A 19,339-nucleotide genomic window follows, 5' to 3' on the forward strand; every position below is an offset into this window, starting at 1 on the left:
TGGTTGAGGCCGGGGAAGCGGATGTCGGTCGGGGTGGTCAGCCACTGGGGCGCGTGCGGTGTCCAGCGTGCGGCCACCTCGTGGCGAAGCGCGTGTCGACCCGGCGTGACGCGGTGTACTGCTCACCGGCGTGCCGGAGCGCAGCATGGCGCCGACGCCGCGACGATGACGTGAAGCCGTCACGTATCACCGCCGCAGCGCCCGGATGTGACGGCTCGGCGTCATGATCAATCGCTAGGCCGCCGAGCGGATCTGGGTGATGAGCTCGTCGAGCTCGTACTCGGACGGGACGTTGATCCCGGACCGGTTGATCGAGCGCACGAGCTGCCAGCTACGCCACCATCCGCGTGGTGTGCGCAGCGACGAGGAGATGGTGTCCTGCGCCAGCACGGGAACAGTCGAGTCGTCGGTGCGGAACGGGGCGATCGCCGAGAGCCGGTGCGTGACCAGCGGTTGGTCGTCATAGAGGTGGAACTCCTCGCCCACCACCGTGCCGTTCGGGTCCCGCCGCTCAGCCAGATCGGCGATCTCGTCCCGATCGAACCGCACGAACCCCACTGGTACCTCGGTGGAGGGCAGGATCACCACGTTCGCCTCGCGGGCGATCAACACGCGCTCCTGCCCGCGCTCGGCGAGAAAAGACTGCAGCACCCGGTACTTCGCGACCATGCCGGCGGTCATGCGCCGCTCGGTGGGCAGCTGCAACACCTCGCCGGCCCCACCCAAACTGATCCCGATCACCGGGCTCGCCGCGATCAGCAACCGCGGTCGTCCACGGAATCACCGTGCTGCACCCGCTCGCCGGCGTCCTCCTCAAGGATCGCGCCGTCGTCAGCGGTGTTCTGTTCTCCTCCGCCGGTGTTGTCTGGGCCGGTCACCACGTACCTCCGGGGCCTGCGTGACACCGGCCGCGTGGCGAGTGCCGCGCGCGTGTTCCGTGGTCAGGTCGGTCGGCCGGACAGCGCGTCGCGGATCTTGTCGATGAACGCTGCGCCCGGGGCGAGCAGCCGGTTGGCCGGCGGTTTGTCCGGCGCCGAGGGATGGGGCCGAGTCGGGGCAGTCTTCTTCGCGTCCAAGACTTTCCGGCCCAGCCGGCCCAGCTCTTCGACAGAGCACGCGGCTCGGAGCTGGGGCAGGAAATCCTGTTCCTCGCCCTCGATGTGATGGCGGATGTCCCGCATCAGTCTGGCGAGCAGCTCGTCGAACTGCGGATCGTCTGGCTGAAGCCCTTCGAGCTGCTTCATGACCTGCTCGGCTTCGGCGTGTTCCTCGATCTCCTTGTCGGCCAGCTCGTCCCCGTTCTCGAGGTACGTCCGCGCCGCCGGGTACATGAACTGTTCCTCGGCGACCGAGTGGCGAACAAGCTCCGCGATGACGTGGTCGGTCAGATCCTTGCGGTGTGCCCAATCGGTGCCGCTTTCCAGCTCGGCGAACACCCCTTCCACCGCCCGATGATCATCGGTGATCACGGTGATCAGATCAGTATCCTGTTCGGAGGCCATGGAACCCACTCCCGTTCCTGCAGTATCGATATCGCCGGGGATACCCACCTCACCAGCGTCAAAACCGCGCGGACGACGCGGTTGGCCGAACCTGGCCCCGACTCTTGACGCAAGGTAATGGCCGGTACGCGGGTCAGCAGCAGTGCTCGCCGCGCCAGGCTTCGCGTCCTTCGCGCACGGCGACCGCGGCGATGACCAGGGCGACGACCGGGTCGGCCCAGGACCAGCCGAACAGGGAGTTCAGCAGCAGCCCGACCAGCAGGACACCGGAGAGGTAGGTGCACAGCAGGGTCTGCTTGGAGTCCGCGACCGCGCTGGCCGAACCCATCTCCCGCCCGGCGCGCCGCTGCGCGGCCGAGAGGAACGGCATCACCAGCAGCGACACCGCGGCCAGCACGATCCCGACGGTGGAGTGTTCGGCGACTCCGGAGCCGAACAGCGCGCGGGCCGATTCGACGGTGACGTAGGCGGCCAGCGCGAAGAACGACAGCGCGATCACCTTCAGCGCCGCCCGCTCGCGGGCTTCGGGGTCCTTGCCGGAGAACTGCCACACCACCGCGGCCGCCGACGCGACCTCGATCACCGAGTCCAGCCCGAACCCGATCAGCGCGGTCGACGAGGCGATCGTCCCGGCCGAGAGCGCGGTGACCGCCTCGATGACGTTGTAGGTGATCGTGGCCGCGACCAGCAGCCGCACCCGCCGTGTCAGCACCGCGCGGCGTTCCGCGTCCACCGGCGCCGTCGTGGCCGAGGTCGCCGCCACCGGCGGCGCGCAACAGCCGTCCGCGCACCCGTCCGGCTCCACCGCCGGGGCGGCTGTCGTCGTCAGCGGCAGGTCGAGTCGCCGTCCCGGGTCGCCGCTCACCGGCCCACCTCCACCGACGCGGTCGCCGCGGTGGCCCGGACGTCGTCGTCCACGCAGGGCTGCGCGGTGTCGACCGCGAGCACGACCTTGACCATCTCGCCCAGGGCGCGGGCCAGGTGCTCGTCGGCCAGGGCGTAGCGGACCTGGCGGCCCTCGTAGGTCGCCACGACCAGGCCGCAGCCGCGCAAGCACGCCAGGTGGTTCGACACGTTCGAGCGGGTCAAGCCGAGTTCGGTGGCGAGCTGGCCGGGGTAGCTGGCCCCGTCCAGCAGCGACACCAGGATTCTGCAGCGGGTCGGATCGGCCAGCGCGCGGCCCAGCCGAGCCAGCGCGGCACCCCGCGTCTCACAAGTCAGCATGCGACGAACAGTACAGCTGACAGTGTTATAACAGCAAGCACTGAACAGTTCGTCGCTTCCAGCCTGCGCCATGTCTCGCATAAACGAGGCGTTTTTGAGAACGGCCCGGGTCACTCGGCGGAGCGAAGTTCGGTGTTCTCGCGCTGGGCGTCGTGGAGTTGGTCTTCGAGGGTGATGATGCGGCAGGCGGCGTCGAGGCCGGTGCCGCGGTCGACCAGTTCCCGTACGCGCGCGGCGAGGCGGGGCTGGCGGCGGGAGTAGCGGCGGTGACCGCCGGCGGAGCGTTGCGGTGCCAGGAATCCGGCTTCGTCGAGACTGCGCAGGAAACCCTGCGTCGCGCCGAGCATGTCGGCGGCCCGGCCCACAACGGCGGTACCCGCCCGGCAGCCCCCGCGAAACCACCCGTCAGGGCTGTTGACCTGCACGTTTCCCATCGGCGGCGGGCGGGCTGGCGGGTTAGGCTCGCGCCAGATGCCGCCGGGCGCAGGCTGCTCGGCGACCGGCGAGCCGGGGAGGTCCGATGGCCAAGCGCGCGCCGGGCGACCGGTCCCTGGTGCCCGGCTACGTGGAGCCGATGCTGGCCACCGCAGACGGGGGCCAGTTGCGCGACGATCCGAAGTACAGCTACGAGTACAAGTGGGACGGCTACCGCTCGATCATGCGGGTCGCCGCAGACGGCACGACGGTGCTGACCAGCCGCAACAACAACGACTTCACCGGCCGCTACCCCGAGCTGGCCGGTGCGATGGCCGATGCGCTCGGCGGCCGGCGCGCGGTGCTCGACGGCGAGGTCGTCGCTCTCGACGACGCGGGTCGGCCCGACTTCGGGCTGCTGCAAAACCACGACAGCAGCGGACGGGCGGTCGCCTACTTCGTGTTCGACATCCTGCAGCTCGGTGACGAGGTCCTGCTCGAGCTCTCCTACGACGAGCGCCGCGCGGTCCTCGAGGAGATTGAGCCGCCGGACACGAACCTAGTCGCGATCACCCCGTCCTACAGCCACACCGACCTCTCGGCCACCGGCATGACCCCGCAGGACCTGCTCGACGTCGCCGCGACCAGCGGATTGGAAGGCCTCGTCGTCAAGGCGCGGACCTCGAAGTACCGGGCGGGCCGGCGCAGCCCCGAGTGGTTGAAGCACCCGCTGATCCAGACGCACGAGGTCGTGATCGGCGGCTGGCGCGGTGGCCAGGGCGGGCGCGAAGGGCTCCTGGGCGGGATACTGCTCGGCGCGCACGACCGAGACACCGGCGACCTTCTGTACATCGGCGACGTGGGCACCGGCTTCAACCACCAGGCCCTCCTCGACGCCCAGGCCAAACTCGCGCCGCTGGAGCGCGCGACGAGCCCGTTCGCGAACGAGGTGCCGCGCGCGGGCCCGCGGCGCCTACTGGGTCGAGCCGGTCCTGGTCGGGGAGGTCTTCTACCGCCAGTTCACCCCGCGCGAACACCGCCTGCGCCACACCGCGTGGCGGGGCTGGCGCCCGGACAAGACGCCGGCCGAGGTGAAAGTTCCGTTATTGCAGTGAATGCAACACATTTCCAGCTGGGCTATCGCGCTCCGCCCAGGTGACGCGGAACCGGCCGCCGGCCGCTGCCATTGGCCGATCGCCGAGACCTTGAGCTGGGTCCCGGCAACGGGGTTGCCTGCCCGGCCGTGTTCGGGATGTCACCGCTGCGGTTTGCCCCGGCCTTGTCTGTGCGGCATCTTTACGCGTGGAGTGCCGGGAAGTCTGGTCGGCCTGCTCGTGCCCAGCCGGGCGGCGAGCCGCTTGCTCGATCCCGGAGGAGTCGCATGCCGCTCGTTCCCGCATTCGACCTCACGCAGACTCACGGTCCTGTCCCGCTGATCGCTGGCTGTTCCCACCGGACGACGACGTGTCAAGAACGCGACAGGAGCGACTCGTGCCCCCACGAGTTCCCGCCGGTCGTCGTAGCCTGGCGGTATGCACGCCGCTCAGATGGTCGAGGACTACCCGGTCGTCGATCTGGATTCCGATGCGTTGGCCGCTGCTCGTCTCCTGGCGGAGCGAAGGCTGCCTGGGCTGGTGGTGACGGATGCGTCGGGTTGCCCGCAGTCGGTGCTGCCCGCATCAGAGGTGGTGCAGTTCCTGGTGCCCCCCTACGTGCAGGACGACCCGTCGCTGGCCGGAGTGCTGAACGAGTCGATGGCCGACCGGATCGCGGACAAACTCGGTGGCCGGAGGGTGCGGGAGCTGCTGCCGAGGGAGCCTGTGGAGCTGCCGCGGGTGGCTGCGGACGACACGGTCGTGGAGGTGGCCGCGGTGATGGCGCGGCTGCGGTGCCCGCTCGTGGCGGTCATGGAGGGCCGGACGCTGCTGGGCGTCGTGTCGGCCTCGCGACTGCTGGAGCTCGCGCTGCACTGACCCAGGCGGTGGCGCGGTGAGCACGGCCATCGCGGTCACGGTGTTCGTCGTCGCCTACATCTTCATCGCGACGGAGAAGCTCCCGAAGATGGCTGTGGCGCTGGCCGGTGCCGGTGTCGTGCTCGCGGCGGGTGTCAGCGGCTCGGCCGACGCGTTCTTCTCCGAGGACACCGGCGTCGACTGGAACGTGATCTTCCTCCTGCTTGGCATGATGATCATCGTCGGGATCCTGCGCCGCACCGGGGTATTCGAGTACGTCGCGATCTGGGCCGCCAAGCGCGCCAAGGGATCCCCGCTGCGGATCATGATCCTGCTGGCGCTGATCACCGCGGTCGCGTCGGCGTTCCTCGACAACGTCACAACCGTGCTCCTGATCGCCCCGGTGACACTGCTGGTCTGCGACCGGCTCGACATCAAACCCGCGCCGTTCCTCATCGCCGAGGTCTTCGCGTCGAACATCGGCGGCACCGCGACGCTCATCGGCGACCCACCGAACATCATCATCGGCAGCCGCTCCGGACTGACGTTCAACGACTTCCTCATCAACCTCGCCCCCATCGTGGCGATCGAGCTGGTGATCCTGGTCCTGGTGCTGCCGTGGTTGTTCCGGGGCTCGTTCGACGTCGACCCGCGACGGGTCGCCGACGTGATGGCCCTGAACGAGCGCGAGGCCATCCACAAGCCCAAGCTGCTGCTCAAGTCCGGCGCCGTGCTGCTGCTGGTCTTCGCCGGCTTCGTGCTGCACTCCAGACTCCACCTGGACCCGTCCGTGGTCGCCCTGCTCGGCGCCGGGCTGCTCGTTCTTGTGTCGGGCACCCAGCCCAAGGACTACCTGGCCGGGGTCGAATGGGAGACGTTGCTGTTCTTCGCCGGGTTGTTCATCATGATCGGCGCGCTGGTCAAAACAGGGGTCATCGGCACACTCGCTCGCCTGGCCGCAGACGCTACCGGTGGAAACGCGTTGGTCGCGGTGTTCTTGATCCTGGGCGTTTCGGCTCTGTTGTCGGGGGTCATCGACAACATCCCCTACGTGGCAACGATGAGCCCGCTTGTCCTCGCGCTCACGAACGACATCCCGGATCCGTCGCACTCGCAGGCCCTGTGGTGGTCGCTCGCCTTGGGCGCGGACTTCGGCGGCAACATGACCGCCGTCGGCGCCAGCGCCAATGTGGTCATGCTCGGCATCGCCGCCCGCGCCGGCTCGCCGATCTTGTTCTGGGAGTTCACCCGGAAGGGCACGATCGTCACCCTGATCACCGTTCTCGTGGCCGCGCCGTACCTGTGGCTGCGCTACTTTGTGCTGTAAGGAGCCCGCCAACCGACGCTCCGCCCCGGGGCCCAAGGGGGCGACCATGAACGATCTCGTGATCGCGGCCGGAATGATCGCGGCATTCGCTGTCGTGCTGCTCGTGGTCCGCCTCGCCAACCACAGATGGAGATGACCTGCCTCTCGCCGATCACCGCTACCGGAGCCGCCGGTGGCGCCAGCGCAGCAGGGCATGCTGGTAATCGTAAAACGATCTACCCGGCCAAGATCCAGGTCCCAGCGGTAGGACACACCGACGAAGTTGATGTTCACGCTGCTGCGGTAGACGGTGAGCCTTCCCCGGGACAGGCTGGCCTCACCGGGCGCGCCAGGCGCTGCGGCGAGTGATTCCGGCGGCTGAGCATGTAGCCGCGTGTCCGCAGCTGGACAAGGCAATCGAGGCAATACTGCACGGATGAATAGTGGCCAGTTACCAGTATCCGTGCCCGAGCAGCCCGGCCGCGGCGGCGGGTGAGGCCGATGGCCGAGAAGAAGCTGACCGTGCAGGTCGGCGAGCGCCAGCTGGTGCTGTCCAACCTGGACAAGCCCCTGTACCCGAGCGGGTACACCAAGGGCGAGGTCGTGCACTACTAGTCGAGCATCGCCCCGATCCTGCTCCCCCACCTGCTTGGCCGACCGGTCACGATGGTCCGATTCCCGGATGGCACCGCCTCTGATCAGGCGTTCTTCGAAAAGAACCTGCCCCGCGGCGCCCCGGACTGGATCCGCACCGCGGTCCTGCCCAGCTCCGGGGCCCGCAGCGGCCGCGGCCCGGGCACGATCGCCTACCCGCTGATCGAGGACCTGCCGAGCCTGGTGTGGGCGGCCAACCTCGCCGCCCTCGACCTGCACGTCCACCAGTGGACCGTCGGCCCCGATTCGCCACCACGTGCGCCGGACCGGCTCGTAACTCGGCGCCACGTCGGCCCGCGGTTCCGAGCCTCATTCCTTGATCAAGGACGTAGTGTCTTAGTCCGGATAAGGACCCCGCCCGGCCCGGGCTCGGACTTCTGGCACCGGAAACATTTCTTCGACGCCTGCTCGTCCTCGGCCACCCTGCACCCCTGTTCGTGTTCGTCGCGACGACGGTAGGCCGCGCCGCGCGGCGCCATGGGGCCCCGACATGCCCTCGCGCGGTGTGGCGTTCACGGCATCTCGCGCCCGCGGCCCCGGCTCGTCGTCGTGTCACTCTTTGAGCGCAACGTGACGATGGGCATGTTGCGATCAGCCCACGTCAGGCTATGTATACGAACACCGTTCGAGAGAGAACTTTGCTGCCGGCTCCCCACGGCGAAGACGGAGTGGGAGCTGTCGATGGCCTTCAACTTGTGTGTAGGCGGTCACTGACCGGATCGTCCAGTACGGCATCGCGGCCTCGAAGACGCGCGGATCGACCGGCGCGGTGACGTTGTAGTCCAAGCAGGCCGGCCCGCCGGCCAGCCCCGGATGCCTATCGGTCGCGGCGGCCAGTTGGGTGGGCGTGCTCGGTCATGCGAGGTCCCCGGTGTTGACCGGCATGTCGGCCAGCCGCCACTCCAGCATGCCGTCGTCCAGCCGGACCGCACGGCGCCGGCGGTCGGTCAGCAGCCGCACCGCGTCGTAGGCCAGCACGCAGTACTCGCCCCGGCAGTACACGACGATGTCGGCTCCCTCGGGCACTTCGTTGATGCGATCCGCCAGCTCCTCCACCGGGACACTCAGCGCGCCCGGGATGTGACCGGCCCGGTACTCGTGTAGCGGCCGGACGTCCAGCACCACCACATCCCCGGCCGCCGCGCGCGCCTGCAACTGCTCACGGGTGATCTCCCCTGCGGGCGCGGCGCCGAGGTAGGCGTCACGCGCCGGCGGCACCGCCGGCTGATGGGTCTGGGCGACGGTGCGCAGCAACGCGAACAGCTGCGCGACGTCGTCGCCGGCGAGGCGATAGTGCACCCGCACCCCGTCCCGGCGGGTCGCGACGAAGCCCGCCTGCTTGAGCGTCTGCAGATGCGCCGACGCCGTCGTCAGGTTCAGCCCCGCCGCGGTGGCCAGCGCGTCCACCGTGCGCTCACCCTGCGCCAGCAGGTCCAGCAATTCCAGGCGCTTGCCGTTGGCGAGCGCCTTCCCGCTCACCGCGAACGCCTCGTACAACCGCGCCTTGGCCGCCGCCTTCACCGACCCGCCGACCGGATCGGCCGTGGTGCCCTCCACCATCTTCCCATCCTCCATAAATCTATGGATTAATGTATATCAGACGACGGACACGCCGCACAGCACGCACGGGGCCCGCCCCGACGAGGTTGGAGAACGTTGTGAGCTTCACCGACGATCATCTGCTCCCGCTGGTCGACGAAGGACTCGGCAACAGCGCCTACCTGGTGGACCTGGGAGACGGCCGCGCGCTGGCCGTCGACGCCTCTCGGGATCTGCGGACCCTCAACGCCGCCGCGCGGCGGCGTGGCCTGCGGGTCACCTTCGCCGCCGACACCCACCTGCACGCCGATTTCCTCTCCGGCGCCGTGCAGCTCGGTCACGACACGGGAGCGACGGTGCTCGCCTCCGCGGCGGGAGGCCGGCTCTTCGACCACATCCCTCTGGCCGACGGTGACGAGGTCGATCTCGGCGGCCTGACACTGCGGGCTCTGGCGACCCCCGGCCACACCGACGAGCACCTGTCGTTCCTGCTGCTCGACGGCGAGCGCGAGCTCGGCGTGTTCACCGGCGGCTCGTTGATCGTCAATTCCGCGGCCCGCACGGACTTGCTCGGCCCGGCGCGGGCCGACCAGCTGGCACGCGCCCAGTACCGGTCGCTGCAGCGACTGATCACCCTGCCCGACGCTGTTGCCGTGTGGCCCACCCACGGCGCGGGATCGTTCTGCTCCGCCCCGCCGGGAATTGAACGCACGTCGACCATCGGCGACCAGAAGCGCGCCAACCCGTTGCTGGCGGCACCCGACGAGGACGCGTTCGTCGGTGATCTGCTCGCCGGCCTCGGAACGTATCCGGCGTACTTCACCCGCCTGTCCGAGGCCAATCGCCGCGGCCCGGCAATCCTGGCCGGCACCCCGGCGCTGCCCGCGCTGCGCCCTGCCACTGTGCGGGCATTGCTCGCGGACGGGGCAACCGTCGTCGATGTCCGCCCCGCGGCCGACTTCGCCGCCGCCCACATTCCCGGCGCGGTGTCGATTCCATTGCGCGAGCAGTTCGCGACGTGGCTGGGCTGGCTGCTGCCTGAGACCACCCCGCTGGTGTTCGTCCTCAACCCCGACCAGGACCCCGCCGACATCGCCTGGCAGTCCGCGAAAATCGGGTACGAACGGCTGGCCGGTCAGCTGGCGGTCGGCATCGCCGCCTGGACCGGGGACGGCGGCCAGGTGCGCAGCACTGCCTTCACCACCGCCACCCGCGCACCGACAGGGTCCTATGTGGACGTTCGTCAGGCACCGGAGTACCGCGCCGGTCACGTGCCGGGTGCGATCCACCTCGAACTCGGTGGCCTGACCGCACACGCCGCCGACGTCCCCGCCGGTGCCGTCGTGGCCTGCGGGCGCGGTGAACGCGCCATGACCGCCGCCAGCCTCCTCGAGCGCGCCGGCCGCACCGATCTCACGGTGCTCGACGGCGGTCCCGGCGACTACGTCCGCGCCCACGACCTGAACCTCACCGGCGGGACCGAGCCGTCATGACCACAGCGGTGCGACTGGGCCTGCGTGAGAACTGGCTCCAATTCACCTTGCTGGTCATCGTCAACGTCTGTGTCGGCGGTCTGGTCGGGCTGGAACGCACCACCGTGCCCCTGATCGGCACCGAGACCTTCGGCCTGACCAGCGACCTCGCGGTGTTCTCCTTCATCATCGCCTTCGGCGCCACCAAGGCGTGCACCAACCTCGCGGCCGGGGCCCTGACCGCCCGGTTCCGCCGCCGGCAGTTGCTGATCGCCGGCTGGTTGATCGGCATTCCCGTGCCGTTCGCCCTCGCTTGGGCTCCGTCGTGGGGCTGGATCATCGCGGCCAACGTGCTGCTCGGCCTCAACCAGGGCCTGACCTGGTCGATGACCGTCAACATGAAGATCGACCTCGTCGGCCCGGCTCGTCGCGGGCTGGCCACCGGCCTCAACGAAGCCGCAGGTTACGTCGCGGTCGGCGCCGTCGCCCTGCTCACCGGCTACCTCGCCGCCACCCACGGCCTTCGCCCCCTCCCCGAACTCATCGGGGTCGTCTTCGTCGCCGCGGGGCTGGGCCTGTCCCTCGTCGTGCGCGACACCGCCGCGCACGTCGCCCTGGAACTGTCCCACCACCCCGCACCCGCCGACGGCGCCCAATCCGCCCGCCTGGCCGCCACCTTCGCCCGCACCACCTGGCAGAACCGGTCCCTGCGCGGAGCCAGCCAAGCCGGCCTGGTCAACAACCTCAACGACGGGCTCACCTGGGGCGTGTTCCCGCTGCTGTTCACCCAGCACGGACTCGGCCTCGCCGCCGTCGGCCTCATCAAAGGCCTCTACCCCCTGCTGTGGGGGCTTGGCCAGATCCCCAGCGGGCACCTCTCCGACCGCATCGGCCGCAAACCCCTCATCGTCACCGGCATGCTCGTCCAAGCCGCCGGATTCGTGCTCGCGCTCGCACTGCTCGCCGATCCCCTGCTCGCCGGGATCATCTCCGCCATCGCACTCGGCCTGGGCACCGCCATGGTCTACCCGACACTCATCGCGTCAATCTCCGACCACGCCCACCCCACCTGGCGCGCCAACGCACTCGGCACCTACCGCTTCTGGCGCGACACCGGCTACGCCGCCGGTGCCCTGCTCGCCGGCATTCTCGCCGACACCCTCGGCCTCAACACCACCGTGATCGCCGCCGCCATCCTCACCACCGCATCCGGCCTGCTCGCCGCCCGCTGGATCACCAACCCACGCCCCACAATCGAAAACAGCCACCCACCGACACCAACCGGAACCGACCAGCAGCCAAACACGAAGCCCCCGAACCCCACGCCGTCCTGAGCGTGGCGATCTGATTACTGGGGCCGGAAACGGCTCCGCTATCGGCACGCTCGTCGAACGAGCAACCGGGTTCGTCATGTTGTTGCATTTGCCGCACACGCACAAGGCCCTCGACGTCCAGGAAGCGATGACGAAGGCGATGTCCAGGCTGCCGCGGACTCTGCGCCGGACGTTGACCTGGGACCAGGGCAGGAGATGGCCAACCACATCCAGATCGCCGCAGCGACCGACCTGGACATCTATTTCTGCGACCCGCACTCGCCCTGGCAGCGCGGCACGAACGAAAACACGAACGGTCTTCGTCGGCAGTACTTTCCAAAGTTCACCGACTTGTCCGGCTACCACCCGGACTATCTCGAGTTCGTGGCTGCCGAACTCAAGAACCGGCCCCCGCAAACTCCTCGGCTAAGGGATGTCTCGTAACCCGGTGTGGGTCTGTTGCCGGTGATCGTTGATCAGAGCCGCAGATCCGGGTGTTGCCGGCGGAGTGGCCGCGGATGCCGGGACCGGTGATCGCGCAGAAGATCGGCTGGCCGCACTCGATGTCGCCGTTGAAGAAGAAGCTGGCCGCGTTGCGCCCGGAGTATGCCGGGATCGACCTGGTCGACCGGGTGGTCTACGAGCCCGGCCAGATCGCCCAGTGCGACCTGTGGTTCCCCGAGCCGCGGATCCCGGTCGCCGCGGGCCAGGAAAGAGTGCTGCCGGTGCTGGTGATGACGCTGTGCTTCTCACGGTTCCTGACCGCGACGATGATCCCGTCGCGGCAGAACGGCCCTCGACCGGCGCGATTGGGTCAAGCAGAGTCAGAGCGCCCACCGGCTGGATCACCGACGTCCCCTCTCCCCGGTCGTGCCGCGATCCGACCAGAACCGTCCACACTCCACAACGGCAGCGCCTCCGCTGGCGTCCACCGGCGCCGACATCCGAGTCTAAGCAATCCTGAGCAGCGTGCTTCTCGCCGCCGGCGTCCTCCTGTTCGTCATTTTGCGGCGCCGGCAACGAAACTGATACACCACAGCGATCACATCCGCAGCTCCGACGACCAGGCACTGGGCTGATCGCTGGCAACTAATCACGTCTCGACCCCGCAGGAACTCGCCATCGCCGCGGCAGCTGATCGCCGCACCGTGCCACTGCGGGAGCATCCGCTTCATCCATCCGCTGTCCGCCGCGGCGACCTGCTGGTCATCGCGGCCAGTGCCCTACCACCAGATCGTGGTGGTCACACCGTTTGGTGGCCGGGGGGCTCGAACCAGCCCGCGTCACCTTCGCCCCGTTGAAGCTTGATACCCGGCTGTGGGGCGCGCTCGAATAGCGCATCGACCGCGTGGCGGTGCTGGGCGTCGATCGCCGTGAGTGCTTCCCTGGTTTGCACAGTGAGCCAGCCGTCGTCTTCGTCGTGCGGGGTTTCTTGCCCGCCGTGCGGGCTCTACGGCTTTTGCTCGCCAGTTCCGCGTGGCTTGTCGGTGGATGCGAAAGTATCGAGGTCGCGGATCAACACGGAGACCCGCACAACGTCCTCTGGCGACGGGCCCGGCCGATTCACCGAGAATCTGCTCCGACGCGAGGTACGCGGCCGTACCCGCCACCACGCCGGTACCGGTGATACGGGTCGCGAGCACCTGCACGGTCTGTCCGGATTCGGCGGCGACGCCAGCGTGGACGACCACCATGAGTTCGCCCAGGTCGGTTCTGAGCCGCAGCGACGCCGCACACGTCTGCGGGGGCGAGGATGGCCGGCCCCTAAATGGGAGGTGGGGCGACCATCCCCGCGGAGCAGCGCACAGGCGTTGGGGCTTGCGGCGGCCTGTGCACTGCGGTCGTGAGGCCAGCCCGTGGGATACCACGGACGCCGTACGGGCCGACTCCGATGTTTGACGGACAATGGAGCGTCAGTTGTCGGTGGGCGATCTGGTCACGGGGCCCAGAGTGGACCATCCCATCGTCATCACGTCGACCTCGTCGAGCACCACGGTGCCGTTGCTGATCACCTCCTGCAGTTGAGGGAGGAACGCCCGGATCTTGTCCGCCCGGTCGATGAACAGCACGAGGATGGGCATGTGGTCGGCCATGCTCAGCACCCGTGTGGTGTGGATCATGCCGTGAAGGCCGTAGCCTTCGCAGCCGCGCATGACCGTGGCGCCGGCGAGGCCCGCTTTGCGGGCGCGTTCGAGGATTTCCCGGTGCAGCGGAGCGTGGTGCCAGACGTCGTCTTCTCCGATGAGGATCGTCATGCGCAACGCGGTTCCCGTGAGTTGCATCGTCATGCACTCCCTCTCGATGTGGGTGGCACCGCCGAACTGAACTTCGCGTCGCCCCGCGCGCCGGCTCCTAGCTCGCCCGTGACCAGCGCGCCCACGCCGGGGCCGAATCGGTGAAGCGAATGGACTCGAGCTCGTCGAGCACCACCGGCGCGGTGAGCTCGAGGTCATCCAGCTGTGACAGGAACGCCCGGATCTTCTCGGCGGAGTCAACGATGACGATCACCAGCGGCAGGTTTCCGCCGAGCGGCAGCAGACGCTGCGTGTGAATGCGCAAGTTCGCGCCGTAGCCGGCGATACCGCGAAACACATTCGCGTCGGCCAAACCCGCCCGGTGCGCGCGCGACACGATCTCGGCATCCAGTGGCCGGTGATGCCAGATGTCACTTTCGCCGAGGAAGATCGACAATCGCAAAGAACGGCTGATTGTCTTCACGACAGCCTCCCGGTCCGCTGCAGCACGCATCGACCAGGAAACCATCAGCCGGCACTTCCGGCGGTTCGGGCCACATGGGCCCCGGCGGGATCCATCGCCACGTCCAGTACATCCCCGCTGGTTCGACGGGTCAAGTAGCCATCCAGGTCGAAGCGGAGCAAAACGCCCGGGTACCGCGTGCGTGCTCGCCAATCTGGCGCGCGCGCCCGCCGAAACGCCGCAAGCTGCCACCAGCGCATCAGCACCCGACGGTGGAGTTCGCCGAACCCGAATCGCGGCCACTCGCCGCCAACAGTCCCCACCTGCGCGATGCAGCCAAGCGGGCCGAGAGAAGGCTCAAGGGCTTGCGGACGAACGGCGACGGTCGTGCCGGCGTGCGTGTGGCCGGTGATGTGTGGGCGGTGTTCGAGCACATCGAGCCGCACAGCGATCGACTTCCGTCCTGGCTCGACCTGACCGTGCCCGACGACCCGTTCGTCGCCGCCACCCTGCTCCGGCAGTCCGACCACCCCGGATCCGCGCTCTACGTCGCGACCGGCGACATCAACCTGCAAACCAAGCTCGCCGCCGTCGGCGTGCCGTTCGTCGAACTGCCCTGAGCACGTCGGCAACTATTGTCGAATGATTCGACATGCCGAGTAGATCGGCACAGTGTGGGTTGCATGCCGAACACCGCTCCCCCGAGCCGGCGTCCGCGCAGGCGATGGCGCTGGCGGCGCTGCAGGCGTGGGCGCGCCACCGGGATCGCCTGCCCGATGACCGGGCGACCGCGACGGTGCTGAAGACCGCCGTGAGGAGTCCATGAAACAGGTCCCGAAGACCCGGTCCGGTTACGATCGCGACGAATACCCTCCCGCTGTGTTCCAGGAAGGCGGTGACGGATCGTCCGTGAAGTACATCGACCCAGGCCACAACCGCGGAGCCGGACGGTCCATCGCCAACCAGATCTCCGGCCTGGACAACGGCCAGCGCGTCACCATCCTGGCGGACTGACGACCATGACCAGCACCAGCCCCCTTGCGCAGCTACTCAACGCGGCCCGCGGGCCGCTCGGCCCGCGCATCGATCTCGACCTCGGCCACACCGAGGCCCCCTCGGCGAACTGGCCGAACTGTTGAGCACCGTCAACGGCTTCACCGTGTCCAACGCTGGGATCCAGCTCTTCCGCGGCGGCCCGACCGGCCTAGGACCCGAACTGCAGCACTGGAACACCCCCGCCACCTGGAAGGACACCTACGGCGGGCAGACCGACGGGTTGTTCTGCTTCGCGCAGGACCTGTTCGGCCGCCAGTTCGCCATCACCGGCAACCACGAGATCATCACCTTCGACCCCGAAACCGCCGGCCGCACCCCGATCGGCACCAGCCTCGACGACTGGGCCGCCTGGCTACTCGCCGACCCCGACGTCCGCGGCGTCCACGCCTTCGCCGGTGCCTGGCAAGACCGCCACGGCCCGCTCGATCACGACCAGCGCCTCCTCCCGCTGCGGCTGTTCACCACAGGCGGCAGCTACGGCGACGACAACCTCGTCGTCAAGGACGCCATCACCTGCATGCGCGCCCGCGGTCCCTTCGCCTCCACCATCCACGACCTACCCGACGGAGCCCAGGTCCACCTCATGCCCGACCAACTACCCACCAGCACCGACTCCGGCGCCGACGGCACCCGGCTCGTCTACGCCGAGCTCGACGTGTTCGCCGACTACAACAGCTTCTTCGTCCAGGACGAAACCGTCCGCTTCGACCCCGACGACTGGACCATGCCGCTCATCAACGACCTCATCGCCGGAGACAACGGCGTCTTCGACGTCAGCACCGCCCGCCGCACCACCGTCCCCGTCATCCTCGACGTCCGCACCACCGCCCCGACGACAACTTCGACGGCTGGGACCACGTCGCCGAAGCCGGCCTGCGCACGACCACCGGCCGCATCCTCGTCTCGATGCTGAACTACACCCCCAGCATCCCCCGCACCACCGTCCCACCTGGCGACTACACCGCGCGCGTCTACGCCAAAGGGTTCCGCACCATCTCCGACGACGGCCGCTTCGGCCACGACCTCTACCACCTCATCCTCTGGCCCGGCGACATCCACCAACCCCACGTCCTCAAGCGCTACCCCAACCCCCTCCCCTGTGGCTGACCCCAAACCAGCGGAGCACACAACAAAAGCCCACATGAGGACTGAGCGGGTCTATCCCGTGATCGGTGTTTCCGGCGGTTCGGTCAGTAGGTTTCGGCTCCCGGCCAGCGGTCACCGAACGTGATGGCGAATGCGTCGATGACTGGCTTCCAACGCATCGTCCACCTGGCGCGGCCGGTCCGGGTGGGATCCAGGCTCCGGGTTACAAGATATAGACACTTCATCGCGGCCTGCTCGGTAGGGAAATGCCCACGTGCGCGTATCGCCCGCCGGTAGCGGGCGTTCAGTGATTCGATCGCGTTCGTCGAGCAGATCATGCGGCGTATTTCAACGTCGTAGTCGAGGAACGGTACGAATTCTTCCCAGGCGTTGCGCCACAGCCGAATCATCGCTCGATACTTCGCCTTCCATTTCTCCTCGAGTTCGTCCAGTGCGGCGAGTGCAGCGCCGGGATTCGGTGCCGTGTAGATCGGTTTGATGTCGCGCTTGATCTCGTCCCAGTGCTGCCTTGCGGCCAGGCGGAACGTGTTGCGGATCAAGTGGACAATGCAGGTTTGAACGACGGTTTGTGGCCACACGTTGGCGACGGTGTCCGGGAGACCTTTGAGGCCGTCGCAGACGAGGAAGAACACGTCCTGGACGCCGCGGTTTTTCAAATCGACCAGGACGCTCATCCAGAACTTCGCGCCCTCGCCTCCGACACCCATCCACAAGCCCAGGACGTCCTTGTGGCCGTCCACAGTCACGCCGATGGCGGCGTAGACGGGCCGGTTGGCGACCTGCCCGTCCCGAATCTTGACATGGATAGCGTCAATGAACACGGCGGCGTAGATCGCGTCGAGTGGCCGGTTAGCCCATTCCTGCATCTCGGCGATCACCTTGTCAGTGATCCGGGAGATCGTCTCCTTACTCACCGATGCCCCGTAAATCTCGTTAAAGTGCGCGGAGATGTCACCGGTGGTCATCCCTTTCGCATACAACGACAGCACGACCTGATCCACATCCGTCAGCCGACGCTGCCGCTTCTTCACAATCTGCGGCTCGAACGTGCTTTCCCGATCCCGTGGCACCTCGATCCGCACTTCGCCGGCGGCGTCCGAGATCACGGTCTTCGGCCTCGCACCGTTCCGCACATTGACCGAGTCCCGACCCGGGTCCGCCTGGTTCTTCTCGTGACCGAGGTGCTCGGTCATTTCCTCGTTCAGCGCCGTTTCCAGCACGTTCTTCGTGAAGAGCTTCAGCAGACCGTCCGGGCCGGTCAACGCCAGCCCTCGTGCCTTGGCCTCGGCCACCATCGCCGCTGCGGCGGCCTGCTCCGGCGACAGCTGCGCCGGCTTCCCGTCACCCTTGCGTGGACTCACAAGGTCCCATGTCATCACTCACAGTGCCCATCCCGCCGGACCTCAGCCCGGCGTGTCGGGCCAGAAACACCGATCTTGGAACAGTCCCGACTGAGCTTCCCCCCGAACCGTGGAGGGCTCCTCTATGCGGCTCGGTTGGCCGCAGTGGTCTCGTAGTCGATTGGGGACTGCATGTCACAGGAACTGTGGCGACGTCGTCGATTATAGAATTCGACGACCCATTTAACAATATTCTGTTGTGCTTCTTTCCGGGTTTTGAAATGATGGCGGGATAGCACTTCGTGCTCCAAGGTTGAGAAGAACGACTCGGCCGCGACGTTGTCGAAACATGACCCGGTCCTGCCCATCGACTGTCGAATACCGAGCTTGTTGCAGAGCACAGTGAAATCGTGCGCGGTGTAGGTAGAGCCGCGGTCGGAGTGGAAGATCACACCGGCCACCCGTTCTCTTCCGCCGCGGGCGGCGACGGCCATTTTGATGGTCTCACCTGCGAGTTCAGCGTCCGAATGGACGCTGGTGGCGTAGCCGAGCAGCCGGCGGGAGAACAGATCGATCGCCGTCGACAGGTAGAGCTTGCCCTCGTCGGTCGGGATTTCGGTCATATCGCCGACCCACTTCGTGTTCGGTGCCGGCGCGGTGAAGTCCCGTTTCACCAGATCCGGGAACGGCACCGCCCGCTTGTCCGGCCGAGTCAGATTCTTCCGCCGCTTCTTCGTTCGGACGACCAAGCCTTGGCGGGCCATCGAGTTCGCCACCGTCTTCTCACTCACCACCCACCCCGCAGCGCGTAAATCAGCGTGAATACGCGGTGAGCCATGCAAGCCATGGGAGGCCTCGAACGCCTCCGCGACGGCCGCGTCGACCTCCGTCCGCCGCTGTTCGGCCAGCGTCGGCGTCTGCTGGTGTCGACGAGAGTTCCACTTGTAGAAAGTGCCGACACGGTCAGAGCCCGGCAAGCGACAGCGTGCGGCACGTCGTGGGTGGTCCTCTGGTCGGCGATGAACGCGGCCAGGCTCACCGCGTCGCCTCCTTCACCCACAGGACCACGGATCGCCTGAGGACATCCCGTTCCATCCTCAGCTCGGCGTTCTCCGCCCGAAGACGAGCTAACTCGGCCCGCTCGTCACCACTGAGCCCCTCCGCCTCGCCACGCTTGATCTTGTCCTGCTTGACCCAGTTGGCCAGAGTTCCCGCATGAATCCCCAGGTCGGCAGCTACCTGAGCGATCGGTTTATTGGTCTCGCGGACGATCCGGACCGCTCCCTCACCGAACTCCCGGTCGAACTTCCGCCTCTTCTCGGACATAACACATGATCCTCATAGTCCATGCCTCCACGATCTTGGGGGAAGCTCAGGACACAGTCGGCGACCACCGAGATGAGACCGATGTTCGCGCCGTCGGGCCGCGCGTTCTTTGAGGATGGTCCGCAGACCACGTCCTACCCCCGCGGTCCCACGGCCGCCGCTTAAGCGCGGGGTCACCTGCGGACACACCGCTTCCAACCCACACGGTGGCCTTCGTCGGCGCAACGTGAACGTCCGGGAGGCACCTCTGGTGCTAGCCGCGCAGCACCGCGTGCGCGTAGCGTCGCGCCCTGCGGGCCCGGGGGTTCCCAGACCCCGGGTCACCGGGCCCGTCTGCCAGATCTCCTGGTGCCGTTGAACTGGTGCGTCGCGTCCCGCGCCGGCTGCCCAGGCGGTGCGACCCGGCTTCCCACTGCCATCCAGCCGCTGCGGCGACT

22 protein-coding genes and 4 pseudogenes are annotated in these 19,339 nt (G+C 67.8%); 14 read left to right on the top strand and 12 right to left on the bottom strand.

The window, feature by feature from the left end; translation table 11 throughout:
* Positions 1 to 234 precede the first annotated feature (234 nt).
* The 6 genes and pseudogenes from AB0M56_RS24235 to AB0M56_RS24260 form a co-directional block, all read right to left on the bottom strand.
* Positions 235 to 741, bottom strand: coding sequence for a hypothetical protein (locus tag AB0M56_RS24235; protein ID WP_364179790.1), 507 nt, complete (start codon positions 739 to 741; stop codon positions 235 to 237).
* 14 nt (positions 742 to 755) lie between these two features.
* Complete coding sequence (locus tag AB0M56_RS24240) at positions 756 to 878, bottom strand: hypothetical protein (protein WP_364179792.1); 123 nt, start codon at positions 876 to 878, stop codon at positions 756 to 758.
* A gap of 63 nt (positions 879 to 941) precedes the next feature.
* Positions 942 to 1,502 carry a hemerythrin domain-containing protein gene (locus tag AB0M56_RS24245; protein WP_364179794.1) on the bottom strand — a complete coding sequence of 187 codons (561 nt, stop codon included), beginning with the start codon at positions 1,500 to 1,502 and terminating at the stop codon, positions 942 to 944.
* Between the two features lie 133 nt (positions 1,503 to 1,635).
* Positions 1,636 to 2,265, bottom strand: coding sequence for a cation transporter (locus AB0M56_RS24250; protein ID WP_364180021.1), 630 nt, complete (start codon positions 2,263 to 2,265; stop codon positions 1,636 to 1,638).
* Between the two features lie 98 nt (positions 2,266 to 2,363).
* Complete coding sequence (locus AB0M56_RS24255; RefSeq protein WP_364179796.1) at positions 2,364 to 2,726, bottom strand: metalloregulator ArsR/SmtB family transcription factor; 363 nt, start codon at positions 2,724 to 2,726, stop codon at positions 2,364 to 2,366.
* 110 nt (positions 2,727 to 2,836) lie between these two features.
* Positions 2,837 to 3,091: pseudogene (locus AB0M56_RS24260) on the bottom strand (MerR family transcriptional regulator); the annotation flags it as partial.
* Between the two features lie 293 nt (positions 3,092 to 3,384).
* Here AB0M56_RS24260 and AB0M56_RS24265 point away from each other — a divergent pair.
* The 5 genes and pseudogenes from AB0M56_RS24265 to AB0M56_RS24285 form a co-directional block, all read left to right on the top strand.
* Positions 3,385 to 4,026: pseudogene (locus tag AB0M56_RS24265) on the top strand (DNA ligase); the annotation flags it as partial.
* The gene (locus tag AB0M56_RS24270; protein ID WP_364180023.1) at positions 3,911 to 4,255 is read left to right on the top strand and encodes a hypothetical protein; all 345 of its coding nucleotides are present in this window, start codon (positions 3,911 to 3,913) and stop codon (positions 4,253 to 4,255) included. The pseudogene AB0M56_RS24265 and the gene AB0M56_RS24270, both read left to right, overlap by 116 nt.
* Before the next feature lie 417 nt (positions 4,256 to 4,672).
* Complete coding sequence (locus AB0M56_RS24275; RefSeq protein WP_364179797.1) at positions 4,673 to 5,113, top strand: CBS domain-containing protein; 441 nt, start codon at positions 4,673 to 4,675, stop codon at positions 5,111 to 5,113.
* A 16-nt stretch (positions 5,114 to 5,129) separates the two neighbouring features.
* On the top strand, positions 5,130 to 6,419 hold the full coding sequence (locus AB0M56_RS24280; protein ID WP_364179799.1) for an ArsB/NhaD family transporter: 1,290 nt from the start codon (positions 5,130 to 5,132) through the stop codon (positions 6,417 to 6,419).
* Between the two features lie 609 nt (positions 6,420 to 7,028).
* Positions 7,029 to 7,511, top strand: coding sequence for a hypothetical protein (locus AB0M56_RS24285; protein WP_364180025.1), 483 nt, complete (start codon positions 7,029 to 7,031; stop codon positions 7,509 to 7,511).
* 396 nt (positions 7,512 to 7,907) lie between these two features.
* Here AB0M56_RS24285 and AB0M56_RS24290 read toward each other — a convergent pair whose 3' ends face one another.
* Positions 7,908 to 8,612, bottom strand: coding sequence for a metalloregulator ArsR/SmtB family transcription factor (locus tag AB0M56_RS24290; RefSeq protein WP_364179801.1), 705 nt, complete (start codon positions 8,610 to 8,612; stop codon positions 7,908 to 7,910).
* A 98-nt stretch (positions 8,613 to 8,710) separates the two neighbouring features.
* On the opposite strand from AB0M56_RS24290, the gene AB0M56_RS24295 reads away from it, so the two are divergent.
* The 4 genes and pseudogenes from AB0M56_RS24295 to AB0M56_RS24310 form a co-directional block, all read left to right on the top strand.
* Positions 8,711 to 10,084, top strand: coding sequence for an MBL fold metallo-hydrolase (locus AB0M56_RS24295; protein ID WP_364179803.1), 1,374 nt, complete (start codon positions 8,711 to 8,713; stop codon positions 10,082 to 10,084).
* Complete coding sequence (locus AB0M56_RS24300) at positions 10,081 to 11,397, top strand: MFS transporter (RefSeq protein WP_364179805.1); 1,317 nt, start codon at positions 10,081 to 10,083, stop codon at positions 11,395 to 11,397. Before AB0M56_RS24295 ends, AB0M56_RS24300 begins: the two co-directional genes overlap by 4 nt.
* Before the next feature lie 4 nt (positions 11,398 to 11,401).
* Positions 11,402 to 11,820: pseudogene (locus AB0M56_RS24305) on the top strand (IS30 family transposase); the annotation flags it as partial.
* Between the two features lie 35 nt (positions 11,821 to 11,855).
* Positions 11,856 to 12,164, top strand: a pseudogene (locus AB0M56_RS24310) (IS21 family transposase); the annotation flags it as partial.
* Positions 12,165 to 13,289: 1,125 nt separating this feature from the next.
* Here AB0M56_RS24310 and AB0M56_RS24315 read toward each other — a convergent pair.
* Positions 13,290 to 13,664, bottom strand: coding sequence for a DUF190 domain-containing protein (locus AB0M56_RS24315; protein WP_364179806.1), 375 nt, complete (start codon positions 13,662 to 13,664; stop codon positions 13,290 to 13,292).
* A 64-nt stretch (positions 13,665 to 13,728) separates the two neighbouring features.
* Positions 13,729 to 14,094, bottom strand: a complete 366-nt coding sequence (locus AB0M56_RS24320) for a DUF190 domain-containing protein (RefSeq protein WP_364179807.1) — start codon at positions 14,092 to 14,094, stop codon at positions 13,729 to 13,731.
* Positions 14,095 to 14,345: 251 nt separating this feature from the next.
* Between AB0M56_RS24320 and AB0M56_RS24325 the strand changes: the two genes are divergently transcribed.
* The 5 genes from AB0M56_RS24325 (at position 14,346) to AB0M56_RS24345 (ending at position 16,236) form a co-directional block, all read left to right on the top strand.
* On the top strand, positions 14,346 to 14,693 hold the full coding sequence (locus AB0M56_RS24325; RefSeq protein WP_364179809.1) for a hypothetical protein: 348 nt from the start codon (positions 14,346 to 14,348) through the stop codon (positions 14,691 to 14,693).
* A gap of 32 nt (positions 14,694 to 14,725) precedes the next feature.
* Positions 14,726 to 14,899, top strand: a complete 174-nt coding sequence (locus tag AB0M56_RS24330; RefSeq protein WP_364179811.1) for a hypothetical protein — start codon at positions 14,726 to 14,728, stop codon at positions 14,897 to 14,899.
* Positions 14,896 to 15,087 (top strand): NucA/NucB deoxyribonuclease domain-containing protein, encoded by a 192-nt coding sequence (locus AB0M56_RS24335; protein ID WP_364179813.1) that lies wholly within the window; start codon positions 14,896 to 14,898, stop codon positions 15,085 to 15,087. The genes AB0M56_RS24330 and AB0M56_RS24335 overlap by 4 nt, the downstream gene beginning before the upstream one ends.
* 121 nt (positions 15,088 to 15,208) lie before the next feature.
* Positions 15,209 to 16,042, top strand: coding sequence for a hypothetical protein (locus AB0M56_RS24340; protein ID WP_364179815.1), 834 nt, complete (start codon positions 15,209 to 15,211; stop codon positions 16,040 to 16,042).
* Positions 16,036 to 16,236: a hypothetical protein gene (locus tag AB0M56_RS24345; protein WP_364179817.1), complete on the top strand. Its 201-nt coding sequence runs from the start codon at positions 16,036 to 16,038 to the stop codon at positions 16,234 to 16,236. Before AB0M56_RS24340 ends, AB0M56_RS24345 begins: the two co-directional genes overlap by 7 nt.
* Before the next feature lie 83 nt (positions 16,237 to 16,319).
* On the opposite strand, the gene AB0M56_RS24350 is transcribed toward AB0M56_RS24345, so the two are convergent.
* The 3 genes from AB0M56_RS24350 to AB0M56_RS24360 form a co-directional block, all read right to left on the bottom strand.
* A complete protein-coding gene (locus AB0M56_RS24350; protein ID WP_364179818.1) occupies positions 16,320 to 17,612 on the bottom strand; it encodes an IS256 family transposase in 1,293 nt (430 codons plus the stop codon).
* Between the two features lie 107 nt (positions 17,613 to 17,719).
* On the bottom strand, positions 17,720 to 18,553 hold the full coding sequence (locus tag AB0M56_RS24355) for an IS3 family transposase (protein WP_364179820.1): 834 nt from the start codon (positions 18,551 to 18,553) through the stop codon (positions 17,720 to 17,722).
* A 58-nt stretch (positions 18,554 to 18,611) separates the two neighbouring features.
* Entirely contained in the window at positions 18,612 to 18,902 is a 291-nt protein-coding gene (locus AB0M56_RS24360; protein WP_364179822.1) for a transposase, read from the bottom strand.
* Positions 18,903 to 19,339: the final 437 nt, after the last annotated feature.

This window comes from Amycolatopsis sp. NPDC051372, assembly GCF_040682095.1.
Classification (GTDB): domain Bacteria; phylum Actinomycetota; class Actinomycetes; order Mycobacteriales; family Pseudonocardiaceae; genus Amycolatopsis.